The sequence below is a fragment of the Rothia uropygialis genome (genome assembly GCF_004137765.1).
Lineage (GTDB): Bacteria > Actinomycetota > Actinomycetes > Actinomycetales > Micrococcaceae > Rothia.
Genome location: NZ_NOIS01000001.1, coordinates 483,465 through 508,993 on the forward strand (window position 1 = coordinate 483,465; position 25,529 = coordinate 508,993).

Sequence of the window (25,529 nt, forward strand, 5' to 3'; positions counted from 1 at the left end):
CCAGTGCCTACTGACAACTTAAGGAAATGACAGGTGTGCGAACCTGCACGGACTGGCCACCTCAGCCCGTTGGTATCCTGCCGGCACGCGTGGCTTCAGAGCCATCCGTTGAGCTGCGCCTGATACACCGCCTCGAACCGGTTGCTCGCATTCGTCTTCCGGATCACGGATGATAGGTGATTGCGGACTGTTCCGTTCGACAGGCTCAGAACCGATGCTATGTCTTTGACGCCGGAGCCGCTCCGAGCGGCCCGGCACACTTCGATCTCACGTTCGGTCAGAGGATTCTCCGGGCTGAAGAGGGACTCCTGGGCTAGCGAAGGGTCGATGACGCGCAGCCCGGCGTTCACCCGACGAACTGCCTCGGCTAGTTGCGCCGGGGGAGTGTCCTTGACGATGAACCCTTTGACACCCGCGGTCAGAGCCCGTTTCAAGTAGCCCGGTCGGCCGAAGGTCGTCACGATGATGACCTCGCAATCCACGCCGGCTTTCCGTAACTCCTCGGCCGCGTCGATCCCCGTCCCGCCGGGCATCTCGATATCGAGTAGCGCCACGTCGACCGCTCCGTTCCGGACGGAGTCGAGCACGCTGTCTCCTCGCCCGACCTCCGCCACAACCTCTATATCCGGCTCGGAATTCAGTAGGACCGCAAGGGCGCCCCGGACGAGATCTTGGTCGTCCGCAATCAGGACTCGGATGGGGGTCATGGAATCTCCAGAGGTGAACGGTCGCCATTCATAGTGATCAGGACTCTGGTTCCGGGCATTTCGCCGTCGAGGAGGCCCTCACTGGACACCAAGGACTCGATGATGAGCGCGCCTCCGGCCTGTTCAGCCCGTTCGCGCAGACCTGTGAGTCCGTTGCCGTAGCTCGAGCTGATGCCTCTTCCGTTGTCCGTGATCTGCACCTTCTCGGGCGTGAGGAGCACGGTGCATCGCGAGGCTCCCGAGTGGCGCACCACGTTGGTCACAGCCTCCCGAACGGCCCAAGAAAACAGTGAGGCATTGACGCCAGAGACCTCGCGGGCTGCCTGTGTATCCGGCAGATGCGCTGCGATGCCCGCAGTAGTCAGGGCCTTGCGGGCGGCGTCGACCTCCCCGCCGAAATCCGGGCTCCGTAGACGCGTGACGGTGGAGCGTACATCGGCCAACGCCACGCGTGACAGGCGCGCGATCTCAAGCACTTCCTCTCGTGCTTTCGCGGGGTCCGACTCCATCGTCTTGGCCGCGACCTCCGACTTCAAGTTGATCACGGTCAACGAGTGACCGAGAAGGTCGTGAACGTCCCGGGCAACGCTCTCGCGCTCCGTGGACACCGCCAGGTCCTGACGAAGTCTGTTAGCCACCTTTTCCCTGTGAGTGGCCAGCGCGACGACCAGGACAATGACCGGCCCGAGGAGCGTGCCGCTCAGCACATAGGGAAAGCCGCTTTGGTCCGCAAACATGAGAACGACCAAGTTCGTCGCGGCCATCAGGAAGCAGAGACAGGCGACTCCGAGACGAGGAGGCAGAACGAAGAGCAAGGCCGCCGCGAAAAAGGTTGTCAGGTTTACGACTCCGAAGCCGAGGAACAGGGACAGAGCGGCCACGATGAGCATCAGCAGTGCGATCCAGCACCAGTACAAGCGGTAACGGTTCTCCGCGAGAAGTTCCGTGTAGCCGAAACCTGCCGTGTAAACCACGCAGAACAGGGCGATCAGAGCCAAGCCGGCTCCGAGGCCGAGCGCCGAGTGTTGCTGGTAGAGCAGTGATATGACGGTGAAGGACACGAACACAAGCCACACCCCGGCCTGCACGGCCCGGAGGGGCCGGAACTGGGGTTTGCTTCGCATCAGTTGCGTCCCTTCTGCCGCTGACTCAGGACGACACAAACTGCCGCGAAAATCAGCGTCCATCCGACGACATTGACCACGGCGTACCACAGTGGGTCGGTCACGGTCCCACTTCCGTCGCTGATCGCCTGGATACCTTCACTCAGAGGATAGCGTGCCAACGATGTGGCCCCGTAAAGGGGCGTGAATCGTGCCAGTCCCATGAGGAACTCTGGCAGCGGCGAGAACGCGTTTCCAATGAAGGCCAGAATGACCAGGGCGGTGCTCGAAATCGAGACGGCTGATTCGGAGCGGAAGACCAACCCGAACATCATGCCGTAGAAGCCGAACGGGAGGGTCACCACTACGGTGAGCAAGGCTGAGGCGATCCATTCACTCACAGGCATGTCGGCATTGGTGAAAAGACCCGTGATATTCACGGCTGCTACGGGCAGGGCGGCCCGCACCAGGATGATGATGCTTTTCGACACGAGCATGGCCGAAGTGCTCAGCGGCGTCAAAGCCAATTGGCGGCCCCAGCCGGTCGACTGTTCCACGACGACGCTGCCCGTGGTCGAGCTGGCCGCGACGAGACCTCCGTAGGCGGCCATCCCGATCATGATGTATGCGGCAATGTTGCCGTGGTTCATGGGGGCGTCCGAATAGTCCTGCATGGCGCCGAACAGGAGGTAGAAGACCACGGGCAGGATGACGGAGAAGATGACCCCGGAACGATCCGCGAGGGTTCGTCGAAGGTCGATCAAGGTGTAGGTTGCGATATTCATGGGGTAGCCTCCGGTCAGTTGGCGCGCCCGGAACGGGACGGAGTCTCGACCGTCCGATCCGAAGTCAGCGCGAGAAATGCATCTTCCAGGGAGCCGGAGGAGATCGTGATGTCGCGGGCTCCGGTGCATGTCAGCAGATAACGGGCGAGTTCATCCGAGAGGCCCGTGGTCATGGTGGTTCGGTCGCCGTCGGTCGAGACCGACCGGACATCGGGCAGAGACGAGGCCTCGACGTCGTCGGGCAGTATCGCTGTGACCTGACGCGGTGCGGCGTAGTCGCGTACCTCATCGGTCGATCCGTCGACGAGTATGCGGCCCTCGCCCACCATGATGATTCGTCGGGCGAAGTTCTGAGCCTCTTCGATGTAATGCGTCGCGAAGAGGATGGTCCTGCCCCTGCGCGCCTGGTCCTTCATGGATTCCCAGAAGTTGTGCCGAGCGGTCGCGTCCATGCCGCTGGTCGGCTCGTCCAGAATCAGCAGGTCCGGGGAGGAGAGGATGGCCAAGGCGAATCGTATGCGCTGTTGTTCGCCGCCGGAACATTTGACGACTTTTCGATTGGCCAGGTGCGTCAGGTCCGCCTGTTCCAAGGCTGCTTCCAGCGGCAGTGGGCTCTGGTGAGTTGCGGCGATCATTCTGAGGGTGTCCTTGACCGTCAGAGTGGGCAGCAATCCTCCGGTTTGGAGGACCGCGCCGATCCGCCCCCGGGCGATCGCGGCGTGCGGAGTCTCCCCGAAGATTCTGACGGATCCCGAGGACGGCCTGGTCAGACCAAGGATCATATCGATCAGAGTGGACTTCCCGGCCCCGTTGGGCCCCAACAGGCCGATGATCTCACCGGCTCCGATTTCGACGTCGATTCCGTCGACGGCATTGAACCCTCGCCCCGACCCGTCCCTGAAACTCTTAATGAGGCCCTGGGCCTCGATGACCTTGTCTTCCATGTTTCAAGGGTCCGCGTCCCCGGGAGCCGGTACGCATACGTGATGTCACGAATTGACCATGACGTTTGTCAGGGCTTTCGGATGGGGCAGGATGAGCACATGAGTGAGAACACGGAAGAACAGACAACCCGCGAGCAGGATCCCGGCTACCGTTCCGTCGAGGTCCAGAGGCTCGGCAAGACCCGATATCGTGCGACGAACTCCTCGGGCGACTCGGTCGAATTCGGACAAGGCGAAGGGCTCATGAGCCCGGTCGAGCTTCTTCTGGCCGCGATTGCCGGGTGCTCAGCGGTCGACGTCGACGTGGTCACCTCCCGCAGGGCGGAGCCCGAGGAATTCCGTGTTGTCTCGAGCGGGATCAAGTACAAGGACGATGAAGGCGGAAGCCGGTTGCGCGACGTCGAGCTGGCTTTCACCGTGAAGTTCCCGGAAGGTGAGGTCGGGGAGAAAGCGGCCTCCATGGTGCCGCGTCTGGTCGAGTTGGCACGCACCAAGGACTGCACGGTTTCGCGAACGGTTGAGCATGAGACGCACGTCAGTATGCGGGTTGAGGACTAGGCCGGTAAGGTAAGTCATTGTGGCTTTAACTATCGGAATCGTGGGGCTGCCCAATGTGGGCAAGTCGACCCTCTTCAATGCACTGACCCGTAGCACCGTCGTCGCCGCGAACTACCCGTTCGCGACGATCGAGCCGAATGTGGGCGTGGTGAATCTGCCGGATCCCCGGCTGGATCGCCTCGCCGAGATCTTCTCCTCCGAACGGATTCTGCCCGCGACGGTGTCCTTCGTGGATATCGCCGGAATCGTGAAGGGCGCTTCGGAGGGTGAGGGTCTGGGTAATCAGTTCCTCGCGAATATCCGTGAAGCCCACGCGATTGCGCAGGTTGTGCGCGCTTTCGACGACCCGGACGTCGTGCATGTGGATGGCAAGATCGACCCCGCATCCGATATGGAGACGATTAATACCGAACTCATCCTGGCCGATCTGCAGACTCTCGAGAACGCGATTCCGCGTCTGGAGAAGCAGGTCAAGATCAAGAAGGGTGACGCCGCCCAGCTCGAGGCGTACAAGGAGGCCCAGAAGATTCTGGAAGCGGGGGAGACGATTTTCCGTGGGGCCCCCGGTGCCAAGCTGGAGACGGCTTACTTGCGTGAGCTGAACCTGTTGACCGCAAAGCCGTTCATCTACGTCTTCAACTGCGACGACGGTGTCCTTCAATCCGAGGAACGCCAGCAGGAGCTGCGCGATCTGGTTGCTCCTGCCGAAGCCGTGTTCCTGGACGCCAAACTTGAGGCGGACATCGTCGAACTGGACGAGGACGAGGGCCGCGAGATGCTAGAGATGTCGGGACAGGACGAGTCCGGCCTGGACAAGCTGGCCCGGACCGGTTTCCACACGTTGGGCCTGCAGACCTACCTGACGGCCGGTCCGAAGGAATCCCGCGCCTGGACGATCAACAAGGGCGACACCGCACCCCAGGCCGCCGGCGTGATCCACACGGACTTCGAGCGCGGATTCATCAAGGCGGAAATCGTCTCTTTCGAGGACCTGGACTCGTTGGGCTCGATGGCCGAAGCCAAATCCGCCGGCAAGGTCCGGATGGAAGGCAAGGACTACGTGATGCAGGATGGGGACGTGGTGGAGTTCCGCTTCAACGTCTAAATGCCTCTGGCCGAGCCTATGTTTCCATAATCCTGGCTAGTAATTGGCGAACGACTGATCAGACCGGCTTGCGAGCGTGCTGATTGATGTTCTACGGCCGCCGGCCCGACAGATATTTGTCCGCGCGTTGAAGAACACGTTGTCTCCTAGATTCTTGCGCACGTTGTTCGCGGGCGACTCTTCGATCGTATCCACACGTTCTCGCCGAAGCTCGGACGACATCCTGACCTCGACGCCGCCCCCACGGACTGGAGCCGCACGTTCGGCCAGCTCACGCTTGTCCAGTTCCTCGCTGGCCGCCTTGGTGGTGGACGCAGCAAGCTGCTGCCCGCCGTGGTGAAGAGCTTTCCTGCACACCTCCGCGGAAGTACTCAGTACCGGTGGACTGAGCTACCGCGAAGGCAGGCTCGTCCCTGTCCGGCTCGGGTCAAACCTGCAGCGGCACGCGCTGCCGGATGGGACCACCGTGGCCTCTGCCGCGGTGCCCACGGGGGAATTGCTCGCCGCCCGTAACGCCAGTGCAGCGCCGAACGTTGATTTCACCTCCGCTGTCGCCCCGACCTCACCTGTGCTGCGGCCATTCCTGCCGTTGGTTGGCCGCCTGGTCAAGCTCCCGGCGGTGCGGAGGCTCGTGATCCGGTTGATGGCCGCATCCAAGACAAAGGATGCTTCGGCCCCGCGACCGCATACTTGGGGGCATGCTGTCGTCACCTGGCCGGACGGCGCGCGACGGCAAGGTTGGCTACGCGCCGACGACGCCATGGACTACACGCCCGCGATCCTGGCGGCGATCGTTGCCAGGACCACTTCTGGGGACAGGCCGCACGGAGCATTCACGCCTGCAGCAGCCTACGGCTCCGCGATAGCGGCGGAGGCCGGAGGAGTGTTCATGGACGAGTAATCGTCGGGAACGGGGTGCTCGATGACTGGGGGTGAGCAGGCTCCTGCGGCCTCCTGCACTTCAAGGTTCTACTCGTGAGTCTCGGTTGCGAATCGGGACTGGGAAGCCTTGCCGATCGGTGTGAAGAAATTGAGCAGGTTGCCGTCGGGATCCCTGACGAGCAGGGAGCGATTGCCCCAGGGCATGTCCGTCGGTTGATTGACGAATACTTCGACGAGACCCTGAAGTCTCCTGTAGGTTGCGTCGACGTCGTCGACAAGGAAGTCCAAGGTGATGCTGCGGTTCGCGCGAGCCTCGGCGGCATTGTCCCCGAGTAGCGGAACCGTGGCAGTGCTGGCGATGGCCAGCGTGCCGGTCGGAGTGCGGAGCTCAGCAAACATCGGGTGAAGCCGGTCGGCGGTGATTCCAGTGGTTGTTTCGTAGAACGCTACGAGCGCGTCGACGTCGTCGGTGATGATGCGGGTGGCTGCCAATTGCATTGCAGTTTCCTCCTGAGGTGAATCGGAAAGTGACCTACGAACCCGGCCACGGACTTGACGCTAATACCTCTACCGGGCGATACCTGTCCGGTATTTGAGGAATGATGGGTGTCATGGTCGGCCCAACAGCGCGAGCCTTGCACATGCTCGAACTACTCCAATCCGCGCAGCTGCGCACTGTTTCCGAGCTGGCAGAACGTCTTGGCGTTGACGAACGGACGGTTCGCAGAGATGTGGCGCGTCTGTACGATCTGGGGGTGCCGGTCGAGACGTTACGAGGGCGGTACGGCGGATACCGGTTGGCCCCCGGCCGGCGCGTTCTCCCTCTTATGTTCAGCAGGGAAGAAGTAGTCGCGGTCTTCCTCGGGCTTGCCAATGCGCAGGCAGCATCACCCGAACCGGGGATTGCCGGGCAGACGGCCCTGTCCAAGATCAAACGAGCGATGCCGACCGCCGATGCGAAGCGGATTGACACGCTGCTCGGGGTGATGACGAGATCGTCCCAGAGCGGGGGAGCGACACCCGACCCAGCCGTCATGCTGACTCTGGCGGAGGCCGTGGACCGAGGACACGCCCTCGACCTGCGATACCTCAGCGCCGAAGGGAACCTGTCGTGGCGCACGATCCGCCCTCATGCCCTGGTCGCGCACGCAAACCGGTGGTATTTCCTCGCATTCGACACGGACAAGCAAGATGAACGCACTTTCCGGGTGGACCGTATTCGGTCGGTCCGATCGGCTCGTGGAACCTTTGCACCGCCTCAGCAGTTCGACACGGAAGGTCACCTCCTCGAGTCCTTTGCCAGTGCGGACTACCGGTGGCATGTCGAGTTGCGCATTCGACAGACGGAGGCTCGCATCCGGGCGCATCTGCCGCTCAGCGTGGCTCGCCTGGAGAGGCTGGACGATACGCCGGGCCAAGAGGCCGAAAACGAACCGGCTTGGTACCGAGCCGAGATCCATGCCGAGAACCTCGACTGGCTACCGCCCGTCATCGCGGCACTCGACAGCGAGGTCGTGATCGAACGCCCCGACGAACTCCGAGACCGGGTGAGAGCCGTAGCGACGAGGATGCAGCATGCGGCCGGCGACAACTTGGCCTGATCTTGATTCGGTCAAGACGGAATGACTTGCACGGCGATGTCGGCAACGCACTGCGCTTGAAATTCGTTCGCTCCGTCACGTGCGTAGACGGATAACCCAGCAAGTACGACTTGTGTAAATGCGGCCAGGGCCTCTAACGAGCCTTTTTCATGTTCGTTGTCTGGAAGCCTCTTGCATCATTTGGGTCGTTATCGTGCGGTTATGAGCACGTTCGCCTACAAGCAGAGGCTCACTGTTCGCGAAACCTCCACCGGGTGCGCATTGCCTGAATACTCGGCTACCGTGCGCTCGAAGATCGCTTACAGAATATCGCGGGGCCCGTTCTTTCCGATCCCCGCGCGGGTCGCCGACCTCGGGCCCGCCAGGTACCGGGCGACAGCCTCGTCGACAAGTTCACGCTTGTCGCCGAAAGGCGGGGTCGTCGAGAACTTGGCCAAACTTCCGATGAAGCGATTGCACCCCAGGGAAGGGCGGATAGCCTGGAACCGCAGCGAATCCGATGACTTTTCGCTTGCTGACTTCGACGTCATGTACACGCCCTGTGGGCGGGCCCCGATGGCCGACTTCCACGACGATTCCGTTGGCGACTGTCCCGAAGCATGGCGAGATCGGCATGCTCAAGGCCGTCCGGACTGTGTACGGGTGCAACACCGACGGAGGGGCCTGCCCCATGAACCGTCGCACGCCGTGGATTGCCATATCGTCCAGAATGTTACGAGTGGTAGTTCCGCGGTCTTGCGGTCCATGCTCGGACCGAGTGCGCTCACGACCGCGACTGTGCTTTAGGCGGAGGTGCCGATTGCGGCCGCATCAGACATCTCGCCGACGAGGACCCGGACGCGGTCGAGCAAGTCGGCGACGGTGAGTCGGCCGGTGGATCCGGGCGTGCCGAAAACAGTGACGTTCAAAGGCTTTTCGTTTGGCCGTTTCTTCCATGGCGGTAGCTCATATCGCGGCGTGGCGAGCGACCACGGTCTTCATGACTAGTGTCGACGTCAGTCGTTGGACGCCGGGCAATTGACTCAACTCCTGATCGTAAAATTCTTGGTAGTCCTGTTTCGATTTCGCGGCAATGTAGAGCTGATAATCAGGTTCGCCGAATAGGCGGTGCGCCTGGATGACATTGGGGAGGGCAGCGACGGCTTCTTCGAAGGCCACGACCGCCGGGGCGTCCCCGGCCTTCATCGTCACGAAGACGAGCGCCTCAAACGGCAACCCCAGAAGGTCCAGGTCGAGGTCGACGCCGAATCCACGAATCACCCCGGAGGCCTCCAAGTCGCGAAAGCGTCGGTGGCAGGCCGACAGGCTCAACCCGACCTTTGAGGCTACATCCGTCATCGTTGCTCGGCCATCCCGCTGAAGGAGTGAGAGAATCTCCCGGTCAAGTGCATCCATAAGAAATATACTCCGCAATCCACGCCCCGTTCGCAAGTAGAAGCGAAGCACATTGTGCCCTTGCGCGAATAAAATTGCTTTACCGTTTCGAGATCGGGAGGAATTGTCAATGGACGCTGGATTGATGGCCGCGTTCTGGGGCGTGTCGATGCTATTCGTGGTCGTCCCCGGCGTGGACTGGGCATATGCGATCGCCTCGGGGGTCAAGCGCCGCTCAGACGTTCTCCCGGCAGTGATGGGGATGCTTGTCGGACACCTTACAGCCACACTCGTCGTCGCGGCCGGAGTCGCCGCGGTCTTCGCCGCATCTGATATCGCGATGACGGTTCTCACCCTCGCCGGGGCCGTCTATCTCGTCTGGCTGGGAATCAGTGCGCTACGTCACCCTGTGGCCCCGGCGCAAGCTGGGGAGACTGCTCCGGCTGGGGGCGGGAGACTTTTCGTCAAAGGCATTGGCATCAGCTTGCTCAATCCGAAGGTCTTCCTGCTCTTTCTTACCTTGCTCCCGCAGTTCGCCTCGGACAATGCGGTGTGGCCCATCGGCACGCAGATGGCCGTCTTGGGTCTCATTCACGTCATCAACTGTGCGATCGTCTACTTCGCCGTTGGTTACGGGGCCGCCGTGGTACTCATGAGGCGTCCCAAAGCCGCGAAGATCGTCGGCGCCATTTCGGGGGCCGTCATGATTGGTCTCGGCCTCGCGCTGCTCGCGGAGAAGGGCCTGAGCAACGCCCATTGAAACCTGCGGGCCCGTACCGCCGTGGGTCCAATCCCGTACCTCGTCGGCACGGTATGCGCTGACGTCGTCGGGCATACGCCGGGACGACCAGTGAGGCAGCGGCAGGGGCGGTCGAGCGGTAACGGCCGCACGGTCAGATATTGGGTGGGCGAAAAGCGATGAAGCTGTGTTTCAAGGCCAAGGGTCCGGCGGGTGGTCCGAGCGATCATGGGCCGCCGCAGGCAGGTTTCCCGACTTGTGGCGTCTTACCGATCGAGGTAGCTCACACGTGTCAACTGTTCGGACACCTCCCAGAGCCTCGTTCCCACCTTCGGGTCGCGGGCCTCGCTGGTCGCTTGGACCTCGGTCACGTTACCTCGTTGTTCGTTCTTTCCGTCAGGACCGAAGAACTGGCCGCCCTGAACGATGTCCGCGGTGGCAGCGTACAGCTGCGGCATCGCGCCCTGCTCGGTGGGCTGAGTGTTCAGTGCCGCGTAGGTCCAGGCGATGATCTTCCCGATCGCCCCGCGGTGCTGCCACGCCCGCGGCGTGAGGTTGGACCGGGACACCCCGGGGTGTGCGAGCGTGCTGATGACAGGCGAGTCCGCGGCGCGGAGGCGGCGATCCATTTCGATACCGAATACCGTGGTAGCGAGTTTCGACGCGCCGTAAGCAGCGGATGCATCCCAGTTCTTCTCGAACATGAGGTCGCTGAAGTCCAGGTGAGCGCCCTTGTGGGAGAGCGAACTGAGCGATACCACACGGGGCGACCGTCCGCGTTCCAGAAGGGGAAGCAATCGGCCGGTGAGTGCAAAGTGACCGAGATGATTGGTACCGAGGTGAAGCTCGAAGCCATCGGTGGTCGTTTGTCGGTCTCCGAGGATGACGAGGCCGGCGTTGTTGACGAGCAGGTCGATCCGGTCGAGCTCCGCTGCCATGCGATCGGCAAACGCGTCGACTGAGGCGAGCGATGCGAGGTCAAGTTGCTGGACGGAGACCTTTGCTTCCGGGGATTCGGTCCGGATCGTTGCGGCGGCCGCCTCGCCCGCCGAGATGTTCCGGACGGCGAGGATGATGTCCGCGCCGTGGCGGGCTAGCTCGGTTGCCGTGATGAGGCCGAGTCCCGAGTTCGCGCCTGTGATGATGGCGGTCCGCCCGGTCTGGTCTGGAATGGAAGATACTGTCCATGAACTCATAACCTCGACGCTACCCCTAATCGGCCTGGTTCCTGTCGCCCTCACTGTCCTCGATCTGACATCTTCTTCTTCGACAGGCAGGGAAAAAGTTGCACCTGCCTATGAGTTACAGGACAGTGCGGCATTCAGATCGGCGATCTCGTCAGCGAATGCTCCGCCCGGGGCCCCGGGAAGTTGTGATGTCTGTCGAGCGCGAACGGATGCGGACAGCATCCGGAGTGCCTCATGCTTGCGAGTGATATTTTCCTCCTCCATATTCCATGTGTCCGGGGAGAGACGGTTTTCGTATGGCCAGCAGGCGCCAAGAATGCGATACGCGAACCGTTGAGTCGCGGCAACTGCCGGCCGGAGTTCAAGTGCACTAGAGCGATGCCAAGTCGAGCCGTTGATTGCCGTATCAAAGTTCTGGCGGGGGTCGTTAACACACCGTTCCACCTTTCGCTCTGCACAGCGGTTTGTGCGAAGGCCAGCTTCCTCCAGGGCAAGGGCGGTTGCCGCGGTGTCGACGCCGCGAGAGTCGTGGTCGCTAGGACCGTCTACCGGTGCCCGGTCCAGTTCGTCCTGAATCGCGGGGTCCGGTCGTCCTGGGTTTGGCCCGTGGTCTCGCTCGTTGTCCTTTTCGGCGCCGGTCGCGCCCATCGCCTGGGGCAACAAGTTGCGAGTGAACCAATGTGTTGGCATCCCGCGTTGGGCCGTTTCGCAGCGGCGACCAAAGATTTTCCTGCGCAACTATAAGACGGCCCGGATATTGACCAACCCTCCGCATGTTCTTCCGCCTAGGTGGTCCGAAGCGGTCTCGGCCAGGCAATGATCGGACTCCTCCTCGGGCACCGCAGGAGGGGTCCAAGACAGTGTCGAGGACTGCGGATGCAGGCGGGGGCAAATCCTGGTTCTCGGCCCGGAACGCGGTGGAGTCCTGCCAATGCCGAACCCGTGACGGCCTATGCGCGGCGCCACGTCTCAGGAGGGAGTCTCGCCAGCAGTGGTCGTGGCCTCGTGATGGATCACCTCGAGTCCTTCCTTATAGGTCGTCACCTGGAATTCGGGAAAGCGGTTCGCGAATTTAGTGGAGCTGAAGATGTTGTCGTGCGCGTATCTCGGTAGCAGTTCTCGGATTTCTTTTGCCTGTGGGGAAAAGAGGCCTGCCGCGGTCAGTGCCCATTTGGGGATCACCGTGTAGGCCTCGTCGGTGCCGAATTCTTTGGCGGCAACCTCGATGAACTTTTTGTATGTCGGTCGATCTTGGTCGACGGGCAAGTGCCAAGTCTGCCCGTAGGCATCCTCAGTATTGCCGAGGGTCGCAAGGGCACGGCTGGCATCCGGGGTCCAGATGAGCGTGCGCAGGGTGTCTGCGCGGACCGGTACGAGGGGCTTCCTTCCGTCCTTCAATCGGTCGATGATGAGTGAGTTGGTGAAGCCCTGTGTGCGACCGGGGCCGTAGAACTCCGGGGCCCGAGCGATGAGGACGGGGATATCCGCGCGCGTCATCTCGTCGATCGCCATTCTCGCCATGTCGGCGCGGACCCGTCCTTTGCGTCCGACGGGGGCGAAATGGGTGTCCTCCGTCTGGATGCGATCGTCCTGCGGATACATGTAGGTGTTGTCGAAGTAGACGAATTTTGCGCCTGCGGTTCGAGCTCCGTTCAACGCATTGCGGAGCATCGTGGGGAACCGCGCTTCCCATAGATCGGTCTTCGCGGGCAACCCAGCGGTGAAGTAGACGATCTCGCTTCCTGCGGTCGCGGCTCTGGTCTGCTCTGCGTCGAGAAGGTCAGCACACATTACGGTGTCGGTGTCGTTGACCTTGCGCGGATTGCGGCTCACGAGCCGCAGATCGCTCGTGTGCTTGCGGCCGAGTTCACGCGCCAACTCGATTGCGATCTGGCCGTTGGCCCCCAGAATTGTCTGCATGATCGGTTCCGTCCTTTTCTGTGCATGCGGGCTCGCCCACGGTGGGGGTGGTGGACAGGTACTTGCCTGCACGGTATGTTTGCAGTGTTTACATTAAGATAGAAGGAGTAGTGAGCAGTGTCAACATCGGCGAGGGCGTATCACCACGGTGACCTGCGCGCCACGCTCGTGACCAGCGCGATCGAGATACTGGAGGCGGGGGAGTCTTATTCCATGCGAGCGGTCGCCCGCCGGGCCGGCGTCTCACCGACAGCCCCCTACCGCCACTTCAGAGACCGTAGTGCTCTGGATTCGGCGGTCGCAGTTGAGGGGTTCAATGACCTCCGTGAGGCTCTCGCTCTCACGCTCGCAGAATCACCCGCCGATGCGGGTCCAAATGAGGTCCTCGGGGGACTCGGTGTCGCCTATGTCGGTTTCGCCCTGCGCCGCCCGGCGGTATTTCGCCTGATGTTCGGCAATGAGTGCGACACCGCCGACAGCGAACGGGTCCTGGCCTCGCAGCAACTGCACGCTGTGCTGAGCGATGTGCTCGTACGACTCTTTCCCGAAGCTGCGCCGCCGGCATTGGCTACCGCACTGTGGGGCCTGGCTCACGGGTTGGCCTTTCTTCATCTTGACGGGAAGTACCGCCCGGAGCCCGCCGAGGAGGTTGCTGAGCGGGTCCGCGCCTCTGTGGCGGCGCTCCTTGCCGTTCAACCCATGGCGACGGGTGGGAACTGAGGGGGCGTTGACGGTGCTCACATTGGGTCGTAGTGTGATGTATACAGTGCATACATCGAGGTGAACGCTTTCTAGAGGGGATAACGCTATGACCAATGTCCTCATGGTTCTTACCGCAGCTCGCGTGTGGACCCTCAAGGACGGTACGGAGCACCCGACCGGGTTCTGGGCCGAGGAGTTCGTTGTCCCGTATGCGGCGTTCGTCGATGCCGGTTGGGACGTGACAGTTGCTACGCCGAGCGGGAAGATTCCGGTTGTGGACGAACTCAGCCTCGGTCTGGCCGGGGGGCTGCCGCGCACCACGAAGAAGGTTCGCGACAGGCTCGATACGCTTGCGCCCGTGCTCGAGAATCCTGCCGATCTGTACGAGATCGACGCAGCCGATTTCGATCTCGTGTTCTATCCGGGAGGCCACGGTCCGATGGAGGACCTGGCCTACGACGAGGTCTCCGGCAAGATCCTGAGCGAGAGGCTCGCCTCTGGCAAGCCCTTGGCCCTGCTGTGCCATGCGCCCGCCGCGATCGTCGCAACTGCCGACGATTCAGGCCGTTCCCCCTTCGTCGGAAAGAAGATCACGGGCCTGTCCAACCGTGAGGAGAAGCTGAACAGCTTCGCCCGCAAAGCGTCGTGGTTGCTTGAGGACAAGCTCAAGGAGCTCCACGTGGACTACCACAAGCGTTTGATCCCGTTGCGGCCATACATCGTCGTGGACCAGAACCTTTACACCGGGCAGAACCCGCAGTCTTCTCAGAAACTCGCCGAGCGGCTCATTGACGACCTCGGCGCACACCCCCGGTCTGCGGCCAACTATCCACAGGAAACACCAGAAGAAGGAGTCAGCATGTCTCACAGCCCCGACCCGATCACCCCTGTCCTTGAGCCAGAAGCTGCCCAGCTGAGCAAGGACACCGACCCGCACCCCCGGATCTATGAGGTTCCGCCCGAAGAGGGCAGGAAGATCCTGGCCGACCTCCAGAGCGGCGAAGGTGTCGACCGGCCCGATGTCGACGAGGAATGGGTCGACGTCGATGCAGGACGGTGGGGCAACGTCCGCACCCGGATTATACGCCCGAAGAGTGCGTCCGGACCGCTGCCCGTGCTGTTCTACATCCACGGCGCAGGCTGGGTCTTCGGCGACGAGCATACCCACGACCGCCTTTTCCGCGAGCTGACAGTCGGCGCGAACGCCGTCGGCGTCTTTCCCGTCTACGACAGGGCCCCGGAGGCCAAGTATCCGACCCAGGTCGAGCAGAATTACGCGGTCGGCCAGTGGGTGCTCGAGCACGGGGCAGAGCACGGCACGGACACCTCCCGTGTTGCAGTCACCGGTGAATCGGTCGGTGGATGCATGTCCACGGTGTTCGCGCTGATGAACTCCGAACGGGGCGGCATCGATCTGAAGGCCCAGTGCCTGCTCTACCCGGTGACCAACGCCGAATTCGACACCCCGTCATACATGCAGTTCGCCGAGGGCTACTACCTCACCCGCGAGGGCATGCAGTGGTTCTGGGACCAGTACACGACTGATCCGGCGCAGCGAGCCGAGAAGTACGCCTCCCCGCTCCGGGCGACCAGTTCGGACCTCGAAAAGATGCCCAAGACCTTGGTCATTACCGACGAGGCCGATGTGCTCCGAGATGAAGGCGAACAGTACGCGAACAAGCTCCGCGAGGCCGGAACGGACGTCACCTCGGTCCGCGTTGCGGGCATGGTCCACGACTTCCTGCTGCTGGACAGCCTCCGGGATACCAAGGCCGCTAACGTCGCTCGGAAACTCGCGATCGACTTCCTCCGGGACGCCCTCTCCGAGTGATGGTCGCCGCCGCAAGGTCCGACAAGACAGGGCGTCCACAACCACGGCCGTGCAGCGGTCGACAGCAGCTGACTCGTGGCCCCATCTGCTCATTCTCAGGGGGCACCTAGGGGTCAGGTCAGTCTGCTGGGCAAGCGGCCGATCGCGGAAAGCGGAGGTCAAGGGTTCGGTCTCTTCCTCCGTCGGATTGGTCTGGGGCCGCGGTCGGAGTGACCGATCGATGCCGACCTGGTCCGGCTCTATCCGGTCGAACCGTATTCAGCGGGGGAGGCGTCCACCGAGTGCAGTCAGCCATTCGATCGGCAACTGGGTTTCCGCCCTCCCCAGGGTTTCGGGGTTGGTCGCGGCGATCTCGATGGCCGCGGCGAGCGGGTCGTCTTTACGAGGATCAGTTCCGGTGATTGCGGCGATAGTTCCTTCGCGTACCGCCTGGGAGAGCTCCAGATGGGCTTTCGCGAGGATTATTTGGCGGTGGGTCACCCCGATGGTGGCCACGAGAACGTGTGCGGCGGCTTGCTCGCGGGAGACGACGAGCCGATTCTGTTCGGCCGCCCGGGTTGTGAGTCCACGAAGGATCTCGCTTAGGCGTGACTGAGGTGCCGGCGAATGTCCTGGGCTCACGGTTCCGTACATCAACGTGTAGAAGCCAGGGTTGGCGAGTCCGAATTTGACGTGGGCATCCCACACTGACCGGATGTCCTGAATCGGGTCACCGGAAGTCTCCATCGATGCTTTCCCGCCCAGATAGAGATCGAAGCCGTGTTCTACGACCGCGTCAATGAGTCCCTGTTTGGACCCGAAAAAGTGATAAAGGGTCGGCATTTTGACGCCCGCAACAACGCATACAGCACGCAGGGAGAACTCTTCGCCCGGGGAGGCCACAATGAGCTCCGCAGCCGCCGAGATGAGCTTTTCCCTGGTGCCGGTTCCGGAACGCTCTGTCATGCTGCTATCTGCCGCTGCAAAGGAGCTTGCCGACTGCGGAATTTCGGTGACGGCGGTGGCACCCGGGCCCATGGATACGCCGTTCTTCTACGGGCAGGAGACCCCGGAGCGCGTCGAGTTCCACAGATCTCAAGCCGTGGGAAACCAGCTGACCCAGATCAAAGACATCGCACGCCTCGTCCGATTCTTGGCATCCTAAGGCTGGTGGATCCCGGGCCAGACCATGTTCGCCAACGGCGGTTGTACGACCCGCTGACGCGTACTGAATGGTCCGGGACGAAGCGGGAAGCGCGTGTCACGCGCTCCGCGCGGAGGGTCTCACCTGTACGGGGTGCTCGGGTGAGATCAACCATGCGGATTCTCGGTTTCCGCGCAGTCAGGCGGTGTCGGTCGAAGGACGCGCGTCCGGAGGAACCGTGGCTTCCCACACCTCGCGCCATTTCTGCGCGAGGGATCCGATGTTCTCGTGCGCGTTCAACCCGGACGGATTGGGCAGCACCCACAACTGGACGTCGTTCGGCCAGCCGGTCGAGGCGCCCGTATGCTGAAGCCCCATCGTCGTTCGCGGAGCTGCGAACGCATGGCGAAACGCCGTGATCCCGACCACGGCCACAGCTTGCGGCCTGATGATGCGTGCGCGCTCGATCAGCCGGTCTCCGCCGTCACGCAGTTCGGAGCGTGAAAGCTCGTCTGCGCGTGCCGAAGGGCGGGAGACGAGGTTGGTGATTCCGAGGCCTCGTTCAGCGAGCATTCGCTCGTCCGCAGGGCAAAGACCTCGGGAGGCGTCGATGCGACGATTCAGTATTCCGGCGGCTTCGAGCGAAGCCCAGAACCGGTTTCCGGGCCGTGCGAACGGGGCATTGACGGCGGCCGTCCACGGACTCGGGTTGATCCCGATGATGAGTAGCCGAATGAGTCCCGCGTTCTGCTCGTCCCGAGGATAAGGGAGCACGTCTTCGCGGCCATTCCCCGAGCTGACGGCGTGTGCCGTCTCCTCTCGGGTGGGACGCCGCTCGCCCAGGGGCGAGGGGCTACGCCACGGCTCCCAATTCTCCGGCAAGGCTGAGGTCATGGGCCCTCACTTTACGCGGAAACCGCATAACGGAGGATGTGGCTTCGAAGCCTGACCCGGCCATGCCGTGATGGGTCACGTTAATTGTTATTGCACAATCGTTGTGGGTGCTCGGGCACAGTGCTAGACAGGTTGTATGCGTGCTTACGGAGTAACCCAGTACGGAGGCCCCGAGGCCCTCCATGAAATCGATGTTCCCGCCGAGGAGCTCGGGCCCGAACAGGTGAGGATCGCGGTGACGGCGGTCGCCGTGAGCCCGACCGACACCGGCGTTCGCGCGGGGCAGCGCTCGGACAAGGACAGGGCCGAAGAGCCAGGTGATGTTCCGGGAATGGACGTCGCCGGCGTCGTTGCGGAGCTCGGGTCCGGAGCGGATAGCGACTTGGAGATCGGGGACCGTGTCGTCGCAGTTGTGCAGCCTTCCGGATCCCACGGCGCATACCGCGAGGATATCGTGTTGCCGCTCGGGTCCGTCGTCCGAGCACCCTCGAACGCTTCCGACGCCGCAGCATCCACGTTGCCCATGAACGCTCTGACAGCTCGCCGGGCTCTTAACCTGCTTGACCTCCGACCCGGTCAGACTCTGGCCGTGACGGGTGGCGCGGGCACTCTCGGTGGCTACATTATTCAGCTCGCCAAGGCCGATGGTCTTACCGTCATTGCCGACGCCGCAGAGAAGGACGAGGAACTCGTGCGTTCTTTCGGCGCGGATCGTCTTGTGCCCCGTGGCGACGACGTTGCGGAGGCGATCCGCAAAATCGTTCCGGAGGGTGTCGACGGATTGGCGGATGCCTCGATTCAGTCCGAACAAGTCCTTCCGGCGGTCAAAGATGATGGCTCGGTCGCCACATTCCGCGGGTACAAGGGTGACGGCACCCGAGGTCTCCATGTCCATCCGGTGATGGTCTGGGACGTGGCAGAAGACCGAGAGATGCTCTCCGAACTGCGCGACCAAGCCGAAAACGGGGCGCTGACGTTGAGGGTCGCGGAGACGCTGCCGGCGGGACAGGCCGCAGAAGCGCACAGGAAACTCGAATCCGGGGGAGTACGCGGCCGGATCGTCCTGGACCTGACTGCCTGAGATTTTCTCGAGGCAGGAGGCTTCCGACGCGGTAGCCTCGCGCCCTCGACGAATTCTTAAGTCATTTTCTTAAGGCGTCCGCGGTCACCTCCGAGGCGGAGGGGATCGGCGTCATGGTTGTGCAATGTCTGGACCGCGTACCATCGCACGGAGATAAAGTCAGGTCATGATGACCCGGAGACTGCACATCAAGTGGCTTATTTGGGCTGTCGGACTGGCAGCGTACATGCTCGCCCTGGTGAACCGCAGCTCCTTCTCGGCCCTGGGACCAACCGCTCAGGAGCATTTCGGCGCTGAGGCGACGGTTCTTTCTTCTTTTCTCGTCCTTCAGCTCGTTGTCTATGCCCTGTGCCAGATCCCGGTAGGCGTCTGCCTCGATCGATTCGGAACCTCATGGGTCATTGGCGTCGGGCTTCTGTGCATGTCTGCGGCCCAGCTCATCCTCGCTTCGACCGACGTGATCCCGGTGGCGATCTTGGCCCGAATTCTTCTCGGTGCCGGCGACGCCGGAATATTCACATCGGTGGTTCGGCTTGCGGCAGAATGGTTTACTCGCGACCAGGCGCCCCTGGTCAACCAGCTGACGGGACTCGCCGGCCAAATCGGCCAGCTCGTCGCGGTTGCGCCATTGGCCGCCGTGGTCGGCGTCTTCGGATGGATGACCGGGTTCGCGAGCCTCACGGCCATCGGCGCCGTGATCCTGGTTTTCGTGATCTTCGTGATGCGGGACGGACCCGGTTCGGGAACCATCATCGAGCGTATGACGGGTAAGAAAAAGGGCATCCAAACCATCTCTTCCCCGGTTCTTGCCGATACCGGCCCCATCATCCTGACCGAGGTGCTGCCCGTGGTCGGCCCCGGCTCCACCGGGGTCTTGCCAGCTATCACATCGCTTCTGAAGAGACCCGGTGTCAGATTGGCCTTCTGGGTGCACTTCTCCACGATGTTTGCCCCGGACAGCTTCCTGCTTCTGTGGGGCACCCCGTTCCTGACGGGTGGACTGGGCTACTCGAACGCTGCGGCACACCTTGTTCTCAACGTTGCCATTGTGGCCTCCATGATCGGTGCCCTGGTCTTCGGCCCGATCCTCGCGAAATACTCCCAACACCGTGTCATGCTGTCTCTGTCCGGCGTCGTCATCATGTTCGCCGCTTGGCTGATGCTCTTGCTGTGGCCAGGAGCCGCACCCTATTCCGTGACCCTGATTTACGGCGCAATCATGGGCGGCGGAATACCTTTGTCCATGACCGCATTCGACATAGTTCGCACGCACGCGCCGAAACGCCAACGCGGCGTCGCAACAGGACTGGTCAACATGGGCGGGTTCAGTGCGGCCCTGATAACGGTCCTGTTGATCGGATTCGTCCTGGACCTGCAAGGAGCAGGCACCCCCAGCACGTATTCGCTGCACGGTTTCAAAGTCGCGATGTCCGTGCAGATCCCCCTCTGGGTCCTCGGCGCGGCGATGATCCTCATCGAAATGCCCAAAGCCAAGCGATACCTCAAGGAGCGAGCACGCTAATCGCCCGGAACAGGGGCCGTGTCGGGTCGGAACCTGCACGGTCCGTCCGCGGAAACATGATCGCCTGTCCGGCGGAAACTCCGTCGCCGGCTTTGACACAGAGGTGCTGGCCCCGACGTCGGCGCCCTGGGGTGGCCCTGTCGCCAAGTACGTCAGAGCTCGGCCTGAGCACCCATGACCGTGGTGCGGTTCAACGGCAAATGCAGCGCCTGAGTGCGGTTTGCCGAGAATTTTTCCAAGAAGCGGAATAGGACTTTCTGCCATCGCGGCATGCATTTTTCCTCGCCCGGCTCTATGCGGAAAACCGAGAGTATGTATATGGCTTCCGAAGGATCGAATTCGAGTTCAGGATATTCGACCTTCGTGAGCCTCAGCGCTTGCGGTACGTCCTGAGAGTCGTTGAAACCGACGCGGCAGAGCACGTGGATGATGCCGTCCTGCGGATCGCCCAGCTGGGTGACGCGAATACGCCTGTCACTGCGGACGTGCGGGACCCCCACATTCTTCATGGTGATGATCACGGAAGTCCTGTGCAACACATGATTGAACTCGAGGTTCGATCCGAGTGCGAGGGGAGCCGTCGAGGGGTTGCCGTGCGGATATACGGCGACCCCGGGCACCCGTTGGACATTCGATCCGTGGATGCAATTCACGAAGTCTTCGATCGGGCCTTCCGTCTCGGCCCGTCGGCCCCACATGATGCGTGAACCCCGGCGCCACGAAAGCATGACGGTGATGAAGCATGCGGCGATGAGAAGAGGCAACCAGCCCCCGGAGAGGACCTTGACCACATTCGCCCCGAACAGAAGGAGCTCTAGTCCGCCGACGAAGAATGCCAACGTCGCGACTCGGATGAAGGACCATTTCCACACCGCACGAGCCAACAGTAGGAAGAGCGAGAGCTCCAGAAGGAGCGTACCCGTGACGGACAAGCCGTAGGCCGCGGCCAAATTGCTGGAAGAACGGAAGACGAGGACCAAGGTCAATACGCCCAGGAACAACAGGAGATTGACTGTTGGCATGTAGATCTGCCCGCCTTGGTCCTTCGAGGTCTGCACCACTCGGAGCCGGGGCAGCAAGGACAAGCGTGTGGCTTGACGCGAGACCGAAAACGCACCGGAAATGACTGCCTGGGAGGCGATCACCGTCGCGCAGGCCGCGAGAACCACGAGGGGGATCCTCGCCCAATGAGGCGCCATATGGAAGAAAGGATTCTCCACGGTCTCGGGATGGTCCAGGATCATCGCGCCCTGGCCGAGATAGTTGATGGCCAGGGCGGGAAGCACGAGAGACAGCCAGGCGAGCATGATGGGTTTGCGCCCGAAATGCCCCATGTCCGCGTACAAGGCCTCGACGCCTGTGACCGCCAGGACCACGGCGCCCATGGCGATGAACGCGATGAAGGGCCGGTCGAGAGCGAATGCGATCGCATAAGTAGGCGACAGAGCACGGAAGATCGAGGGGTTCTGGACAATGTGCGGGATGCCCAGGACGAGCAGCACCAGGAACCACGTGACCATGATCGGTCCGAAGGCTTTGCCGATCGAAGCGGTGCCCCACCGTTGGATTGCGAACAGCGTGCAAAGAATCAGCACCGAAATCGGAATGATGTATTCGGCGAATCCCGGGTTCGCGACCTCGACGCCTTCGATCGCGCTCATCACCGAAATGGCAGGGGTGATCAGCGAATCTCCGTAGAACAGGGAAGCGCCGACGACGGCGAGGACTATGGCGATCCCGGCCCGGTGGGACGATTTTCCGAGCTTGTGCCAGATGAGCGAAGCCAGGGACAGGATCCCTCCTTCGCCTTGGTTGTGGGCCCTCAGGATGAAGCCGATGTAGGCCACCGTCACGATCAGGAGCAGACACCATATGACCATGGAAATCACACCCAGAACGTCTTGCTGGCTCGGGCCGATGGCCCGGTTGTGAATGCTGAACACCGTTTGCATCGAGTACAGGGGGCTGGTCCCGATATCCCCGAAGACGACGCCGACTGCGGCGACGATCAACGCGATTGGGGCCTTGGACGCGGGGCGGGGTGCTCCCAGGGCCAATGCCATGGTTTCGTTCTTCGGAATCTCTTCCTGACCCGGTGAGTTCTCCGTTGTGGAATTACCGTCTGACGAGGATAAATAATTCGAATTAGAACCAGCTGTCTTGTTCACGAAGGATGATTGTGCCACCGCGGCTGGGGGTCGACAATACAATTTGCGGAGCACATGGTGTGAAGTGCAACATAAGCCGCACATGATCTCGGATCACTGTTAGCGTAGCGAACTAAAGGTGATGAATGTAGGCTACGAGAGTTCCGCAGTCCTCGCTGCATCCCGGCGCAGACAGGCCCTTTCATGCATTCATTACCTTCGTCAGCACGGTTCCGTCTCGTCCCGATGGGCCCACGGAATCCGACCGAGAAATCCCGGACCGCCAGCACGCTCGAGCTTTTCTTCGATCTCGTCTTCGTGGTTGCTGTCAGCACCGCGGCCCAGAATTTTCACCAGCTGATGTCGGACGGGGACATCGGCGGGGCCTTGGCACACTATCTGATGGCGTTCTTCGGTATCTGGTGGGCCTGGATGAATTTCACATGGTTTGGAACATCATTCGACACCGACGACTGGCTCTACCGACTCGTCACCATCGTCCAGATGGCCGGAGTCCTGGTTCTAGCAGCAGGACTCGAACCCGCCTTCACCGAAAGCAACTACACGGTTTTGGTCATTGGATACGTGGTCATGCGAGTCGCAATGGTCTTCCAATGGTTGCGCGCAGCCAGGTCGGGCGGCCAAGCAGGCCGCGCGGCAATGGTTTACGCCGCCGGGATCCTCTCCGTCCAGGTTCTCTGGGTCGCCTGGCTTGCGGTTCCCGCGTCGATCACCCAAGTCCTCGGCTTCGTGCTTCTGATGCTCGTCGAGGTTTCGGTTCCGGTCGTAGCCGAACGAATCGGAAGCACGCCGTGGCACCCGCACCACATCACCGAGCGCTATGGCCTCTTCACCCTGATCGTGCTCGGAGAATCCCTGTCCGCTTCCGCGAATGCGATTATTGAAGCTTTGCACGAGTCCGAGGAACTGGGCGAGCTGGTGGCCATAGCCATTCTCGCGCTCGTGGTCACGGCCGGCCTGTGGTGGATCTATTTCTGGCCCCCGCACCACCGCTCGATCTCCAGCTTCGGAGCATCACTTCGCTACGGGTATGTGCACTATTTCGTTTTCGCGGCCGCTGGGGCCTTTTCCGCGGGAATCGAACTTGAAATCGACAACTTGTCCCATCAGTCCCAGCTGCCGTCTCTCATCGCGTCCTATTCGGTCGCAGTGCCTGTCGCCGTATTCCTCATGGGGATTTGGTGGATCGCTTTCCGAAAGCACGCGGACGGCGTCGTGAACACCGCGGTTCCGTTGGGTGCGCTCCTGGTGCTCCTGGACCCGGTGCTTCCTTTGCCCGTTGCCGTGACTGCCTTGGTCGTCGCGGCCGTCGTCCTCGTGCTGGTCATTCGCGACCCACTGGCCGATCCCACGGAGGATCCGAGCCTCTAAAGGATTTGGGCCACCGAGGGCGTCGGGATGAATTCCCGCAGACGCTGGGCGAGCCTCTCATTGTCCCGGAAAACCTGGGCATCGGTTCCTGGCCTGGAGAACGCTTCTTCGACCGAGCCCGCAACCGACGGACCGACCATCAGGAGATCATCCTGGGGCGTTCCGCGAGAATCAAGGGCGCGATTGTTCTCATCGATCAGGAACTTGGCGGCTATCCCGCCCTGACTCTCAACCTTCAGATCGCCCCGTCGAATCAAGTCGCGCAGCAAAGTGTCCTTGGCCCGCTTCGCGCTGACTTTCGCGAGTCGAGCGTCCAACATCGATCGGGTTCGCACCACTTGGCGGTACGCGGTGGAGGTCGCTTCGAACGCACCCTCGTGTACACGAACCCGCACCTCCGGGCCTAGGAACCGAACCAAACCCTCACGATGCAATGCGAGCAGATTCTCCAGACGCTCGGGCGGAGGGCCCGAGGCGATAAAGGAGAAGAGGCCGTGGAGTCCGGCGTCGAAATTCTGAATACGGTCTTCGGCCGAGAATTCTCCCTGGGCGACGAGCTCTCGGACCACATAGTAGGCCCCGACCAAGGCGTGAAAACGAGCCGAGTCCTGCGAATAGGAAGGATCGGCGGCACGGTCGAGGTCGCCCCGCACATAGCAGGCCACGGCTCGTTCGACGTCCTCCCTCCCCGCGAAATCACGCGCAGCGAAGGGCCGGTCTATCCGTGCGAGGTCGTAATGGTCTCTGGGATCCGGCACGAGGCCCTGAGCCCACCGGTCCAGTTCGTTCCTGAGGCCGGAGGCACGGCAGCGGTTTCCCGCGAGGAAGATGCTGCTCCACTCATCCCCCCTGTTTCGGATATCGTCCGGCGCGAATTCGGCCCGCTGCGGATGCCGGTAGGCGAGTTCTGAATAATGCGCGACGAACAACTCCATGTCCAGCAACGGCATTACGTCGTCCAGGACCGTGAGCCTTCCCGGCCCCTCGGCCTTCGCATCATTGGCAAGGCGTGCGAAATTTTCCTTGGTCACATACCGGGTAGGACCCACACGCATACCCTCGGGGCGGTAGCCCAACTTGGAATGGTAGGGAACTCCGCGCCGCGAACCGACCCACAGGACCGGTTCCCGGCCCGACGGCCGATACCGAGTCCTCGCGCCACTCGACTCGAATACTCCTCCACGGTCCTCGGTCACCATCATCATCGCGTCAACGAATGCCAGGCCGAAACCCCGAACCAACACGTCCTGCCCCGGCTCCAGACCGGAGAGGTCTACATCGGCCGTATAACCCGGCGCGATGTACGTCAGCCCGAGCTCTTCGGCCTGAGCCTTCAGCGCGCGGGTTTCCGCGTCGTCCTCGATTTCCACGAAACCTTGTGCCAACACCACCACATCGGCGTCTATTCGGACAGACCCATCGCTGCTCGACTCCAGAATGACGTTGCGGCGACCGTCGGAAGTAAGGACCTTGACCGCCAATGAGTGGTGCACATGAACGTGAACGCCGTCCGGCACAGACTCGACTGCCCTGTCGAAAGCCCAGGCCAAGTACGCGGACTGAACCTGACGCGGCGCGAAGCTCTCCGGTGTGAAGCCTTCGACGTAGTCACCTAGTCCACGCTCTTCGAGGATGTTCCGGCCCGCACCGCCGACCCACGATGCAAGATCGGGACCGGTGAGAGGCGGGGCCGTCAACGAGGCGTCCTGGTCGGGGAAGATGGTGACGTCCCGGGCCACGGAGTTCATCCACAACGTCGGAGACTGCTCATGCCGCCAGATGCGCCCGCCCCCGGCTTCGAAAGGTTCGATCACGTGGACGTCCACCTGATCCTGCGGGTTCATGCCCTCTGCCCTCATCGAAGCGGCGAGAGCGAGGAGAATTCCGGTCGTCTTGGGGCCGCCTCCGACAAAAACTATGGAGGTCGCCACG

Annotated in this window: 26 protein-coding genes; 11 read left to right on the forward strand and 15 right to left on the reverse strand. The window is 62.0% G+C overall.

Features of this window, described 5'->3' with window-relative positions; all coding sequences use genetic code 11:
- Positions 1–95: 95 nt before the first annotated feature.
- From EWV35_RS02235 to EWV35_RS02250, 4 genes are read right to left on the reverse strand one after another with little or no spacing between them, the layout of a single operon-like run.
- Entirely contained in the window at positions 96–707 is a 612-nt protein-coding gene (locus EWV35_RS02235; RefSeq protein WP_129657731.1) for a response regulator transcription factor, read from the reverse strand.
- Positions 704–1,831, reverse strand: a complete 1,128-nt coding sequence (locus EWV35_RS02240) for a sensor histidine kinase (RefSeq protein ID WP_165168286.1) — start codon at positions 1,829–1,831, stop codon at positions 704–706. The genes EWV35_RS02235 and EWV35_RS02240 overlap by 4 nt, the downstream gene beginning before the upstream one ends.
- Positions 1,831–2,595, reverse strand: a complete 765-nt coding sequence (locus EWV35_RS02245) for an ABC transporter permease (protein WP_129657735.1) — start codon at positions 2,593–2,595, stop codon at positions 1,831–1,833. Before EWV35_RS02245 ends, EWV35_RS02240 begins: the two co-directional genes overlap by 1 nt.
- A 14-nt stretch (positions 2,596–2,609) precedes the next feature.
- Positions 2,610–3,539, reverse strand: a complete 930-nt coding sequence (locus EWV35_RS02250; RefSeq protein ID WP_129657736.1) for an ABC transporter ATP-binding protein — start codon at positions 3,537–3,539, stop codon at positions 2,610–2,612.
- A gap of 99 nt (positions 3,540–3,638) precedes the next feature.
- On the opposite strand from EWV35_RS02250, the gene EWV35_RS02255 reads away from it, so the two are divergent.
- The gene (locus tag EWV35_RS02255; RefSeq protein ID WP_129657738.1) at positions 3,639–4,097 is read left to right on the forward strand and encodes an OsmC family protein; all 459 of its coding nucleotides are present in this window, start codon (positions 3,639–3,641) and stop codon (positions 4,095–4,097) included.
- A gap of 19 nt (positions 4,098–4,116) precedes the next feature.
- Entirely contained in the window at positions 4,117–5,202 is a 1,086-nt protein-coding gene (ychF, locus tag EWV35_RS02260; RefSeq protein WP_129657740.1) for a redox-regulated ATPase YchF, read from the forward strand.
- Positions 5,203–5,238: 36 nt separating this feature from the next.
- Here ychF and EWV35_RS13250 read toward each other — a convergent pair whose 3' ends face one another.
- A complete protein-coding gene (locus tag EWV35_RS13250) occupies positions 5,239–5,559 on the reverse strand; it encodes a hypothetical protein (RefSeq protein WP_193554062.1) in 321 nt (106 codons plus the stop codon).
- Positions 5,560–5,668: 109 nt separating this feature from the next.
- On the opposite strand from EWV35_RS13250, the gene EWV35_RS02270 reads away from it, so the two are divergent.
- Positions 5,669–6,103: a hypothetical protein gene (locus EWV35_RS02270; RefSeq protein ID WP_129657742.1), complete on the forward strand. Its 435-nt coding sequence runs from the start codon at positions 5,669–5,671 to the stop codon at positions 6,101–6,103.
- Positions 6,104–6,171: 68 nt separating this feature from the next.
- On the opposite strand, the gene EWV35_RS02275 is transcribed toward EWV35_RS02270, so the two are convergent.
- On the reverse strand, positions 6,172–6,582 hold the full coding sequence (locus EWV35_RS02275) for a VOC family protein (protein WP_129657744.1): 411 nt from the start codon (positions 6,580–6,582) through the stop codon (positions 6,172–6,174).
- Between the two features lie 113 nt (positions 6,583–6,695).
- Between EWV35_RS02275 and EWV35_RS02280 the strand changes: the two genes are divergently transcribed.
- Positions 6,696–7,685, forward strand: a complete 990-nt coding sequence (locus tag EWV35_RS02280; protein ID WP_165168288.1) for a helix-turn-helix transcriptional regulator — start codon at positions 6,696–6,698, stop codon at positions 7,683–7,685.
- A 299-nt stretch (positions 7,686–7,984) separates the two neighbouring features.
- Here EWV35_RS02280 and EWV35_RS02285 read toward each other — a convergent pair whose 3' ends face one another.
- From EWV35_RS02285 to EWV35_RS02290, 3 genes are all read right to left on the reverse strand, one after another.
- A complete protein-coding gene (locus EWV35_RS02285) occupies positions 7,985–8,215 on the reverse strand; it encodes a hypothetical protein (protein WP_129657748.1) in 231 nt (76 codons plus the stop codon).
- A gap of 252 nt (positions 8,216–8,467) precedes the next feature.
- Positions 8,468–8,593 carry a hypothetical protein gene (locus tag EWV35_RS13505; protein ID WP_274542935.1) on the reverse strand — a complete coding sequence of 42 codons (126 nt, stop codon included), beginning with the start codon at positions 8,591–8,593 and terminating at the stop codon, positions 8,468–8,470.
- Between the two features lie 37 nt (positions 8,594–8,630).
- Complete coding sequence (locus EWV35_RS02290) at positions 8,631–9,080, reverse strand: Lrp/AsnC family transcriptional regulator (RefSeq protein WP_129657750.1); 450 nt, start codon at positions 9,078–9,080, stop codon at positions 8,631–8,633.
- Between the two features lie 109 nt (positions 9,081–9,189).
- Here EWV35_RS02290 and EWV35_RS02295 point away from each other — a divergent pair, with 109 nt between their 5' ends.
- Positions 9,190–9,819, forward strand: a complete 630-nt coding sequence (locus EWV35_RS02295; RefSeq protein ID WP_129657752.1) for a LysE family translocator — start codon at positions 9,190–9,192, stop codon at positions 9,817–9,819.
- Positions 9,820–10,064: 245 nt separating this feature from the next.
- Here EWV35_RS02295 and EWV35_RS02300 read toward each other — a convergent pair whose 3' ends face one another.
- Both EWV35_RS02300 and EWV35_RS02305 read right to left on the reverse strand, forming a co-directional pair.
- Complete coding sequence (locus EWV35_RS02300) at positions 10,065–10,994, reverse strand: oxidoreductase (RefSeq protein WP_129657754.1); 930 nt, start codon at positions 10,992–10,994, stop codon at positions 10,065–10,067.
- A 960-nt stretch (positions 10,995–11,954) separates the two neighbouring features.
- A complete protein-coding gene (locus EWV35_RS02305) occupies positions 11,955–12,905 on the reverse strand; it encodes an NAD-dependent epimerase/dehydratase family protein (RefSeq protein ID WP_129657756.1) in 951 nt (316 codons plus the stop codon).
- Positions 12,906–13,022: 117 nt separating this feature from the next.
- Here EWV35_RS02305 and EWV35_RS02310 point away from each other — a divergent pair, with 117 nt between their 5' ends.
- Both EWV35_RS02310 and EWV35_RS13390 read left to right on the forward strand, forming a co-directional pair.
- Positions 13,023–13,625, forward strand: a complete 603-nt coding sequence (locus EWV35_RS02310; RefSeq protein ID WP_129657758.1) for a TetR/AcrR family transcriptional regulator — start codon at positions 13,023–13,025, stop codon at positions 13,623–13,625.
- 88 nt (positions 13,626–13,713) lie between these two features.
- A complete protein-coding gene (locus EWV35_RS13390) occupies positions 13,714–15,438 on the forward strand; it encodes an alpha/beta hydrolase fold domain-containing protein (RefSeq protein WP_129657760.1) in 1,725 nt (574 codons plus the stop codon).
- Positions 15,439–15,696: 258 nt separating this feature from the next.
- On the opposite strand, the gene EWV35_RS02320 is transcribed toward EWV35_RS13390, so the two are convergent.
- Positions 15,697–16,383 (reverse strand): TetR/AcrR family transcriptional regulator, encoded by a 687-nt coding sequence (locus EWV35_RS02320; RefSeq protein WP_129657762.1) that lies wholly within the window; start codon positions 16,381–16,383, stop codon positions 15,697–15,699.
- On the opposite strand from EWV35_RS02320, the gene EWV35_RS02325 reads away from it, so the two are divergent.
- The gene (locus EWV35_RS02325; RefSeq protein WP_238654044.1) at positions 16,382–16,582 is read left to right on the forward strand and encodes an SDR family oxidoreductase; all 201 of its coding nucleotides are present in this window, start codon (positions 16,382–16,384) and stop codon (positions 16,580–16,582) included. The two genes, EWV35_RS02320 and EWV35_RS02325, sit on opposite strands and share 2 nt — an antisense overlap.
- 177 nt (positions 16,583–16,759) lie before the next feature.
- Here EWV35_RS02325 and EWV35_RS02330 read toward each other — a convergent pair whose 3' ends face one another.
- Positions 16,760–17,455 (reverse strand): mismatch-specific DNA-glycosylase, encoded by a 696-nt coding sequence (locus EWV35_RS02330; protein ID WP_129657764.1) that lies wholly within the window; start codon positions 17,453–17,455, stop codon positions 16,760–16,762.
- 136 nt (positions 17,456–17,591) lie between these two features.
- On the opposite strand from EWV35_RS02330, the gene EWV35_RS02335 reads away from it, so the two are divergent.
- Positions 17,592–18,536 (forward strand): NADP-dependent oxidoreductase, encoded by a 945-nt coding sequence (locus tag EWV35_RS02335; protein ID WP_129657766.1) that lies wholly within the window; start codon positions 17,592–17,594, stop codon positions 18,534–18,536.
- Positions 18,537–18,702: 166 nt separating this feature from the next.
- Positions 18,703–20,058 carry an MFS transporter gene (locus tag EWV35_RS02340; protein WP_129657768.1) on the forward strand — a complete coding sequence of 452 codons (1,356 nt, stop codon included), beginning with the start codon at positions 18,703–18,705 and terminating at the stop codon, positions 20,056–20,058.
- Positions 20,059–20,210: 152 nt separating this feature from the next.
- Here EWV35_RS02340 and EWV35_RS02345 read toward each other — a convergent pair whose 3' ends face one another.
- A complete protein-coding gene (locus EWV35_RS02345) occupies positions 20,211–22,226 on the reverse strand; it encodes a potassium transporter Kup (RefSeq protein ID WP_238654046.1) in 2,016 nt (671 codons plus the stop codon).
- A gap of 183 nt (positions 22,227–22,409) precedes the next feature.
- Here EWV35_RS02345 and EWV35_RS02350 point away from each other — a divergent pair, with 183 nt between their 5' ends.
- On the forward strand, positions 22,410–23,597 hold the full coding sequence (locus tag EWV35_RS02350; RefSeq protein ID WP_202976016.1) for a low temperature requirement protein A: 1,188 nt from the start codon (positions 22,410–22,412) through the stop codon (positions 23,595–23,597).
- Here the strand turns inward: EWV35_RS02350 and EWV35_RS02355 are convergent.
- Complete coding sequence (locus EWV35_RS02355; protein WP_165168290.1) at positions 23,594–25,528, reverse strand: FAD/NAD(P)-binding protein; 1,935 nt, start codon at positions 25,526–25,528, stop codon at positions 23,594–23,596. The genes EWV35_RS02350 and EWV35_RS02355 overlap by 4 nt on opposite strands.
- Between the last annotated feature and the right edge of the window lies 1 nt (position 25,529).